Source organism: Methylobacterium sp. CCH5-D2 (assembly GCF_001556475.1).
In the GTDB taxonomy this organism is placed as follows: Bacteria; Pseudomonadota; Alphaproteobacteria; order Rhizobiales; family Beijerinckiaceae; genus Methylobacterium; species Methylobacterium hispanicum.
The window spans coordinates 1-635 of sequence record NZ_LSIX01000723.1 but is presented as its reverse complement, the minus strand read 5'-3'; the positions used below and the strand labels follow the sequence as shown (position 1 = coordinate 635).

Here is a 635-nt window from a genome sequence, read left to right as displayed (position 1 = left end):
CGGCGGTGCCGGAGGCCGGGAGCGGCCCGGTCTCGGACAGGGAGGGGAGCGGGGCGGCCTGGCTCGTTCCGGTGATGGCTGACATGGGACGCTCCTGCCCGGACCGAGGTGCCCGCGGCCGCATCCTACGCGGCCCTCGGCGCGCGACTGTGCCGAATGTGACGCCGGATCCGGCCCCGCCTGCCTCAGATGCTGAGGCGGCGTCGGGCCGCCGCGTCGTCCGCCTCCGCATCGACGCCGCGCGCAAGGTCGGCAAGTTCCGCCTCGATGGACGCGATCGCGTCGACGAGAATCGCCAGCCCGAGCAGGACCTGCAGGCGGCGCGAGCGCATCAGGCGGCCGAGAAGCGCGCGCATGCGGGCGAGGAACCCGGGCCGCGGCACCTGCCGCCCGAGCCGCTCCTCGAGCGCGGCCTCCGTCGATCCCGGAGCCTGCACGAGCGCGGCCAGGAGCGTCTCCGCGGCGGGCGGCGCGAAGGGCCGCGGCGGCGGCCAGCCCGGGATCATCGCGGCGTTGAGGATGAAGGAGGCGATGATGCCCGCGCGCTCGACCTGCGGCCCCGCTGCGATCTCGGCAGTCCGGCTCCAGCCGTCGATCGGGGTGGGATCGCGTGTCGCGGGCGGTCGGTCCGGCGC

General features: G+C 76.4%; 1 protein-coding gene. It reads right to left on the bottom strand.

What is annotated here, in order from left to right:
* Positions 1 to 185 precede the first annotated feature (185 nt).
* The coding region (locus AX737_RS34610; RefSeq protein ID WP_197430633.1) for a hypothetical protein at positions 186 to 635 on the bottom strand (450 nt) is incomplete at its 5' end.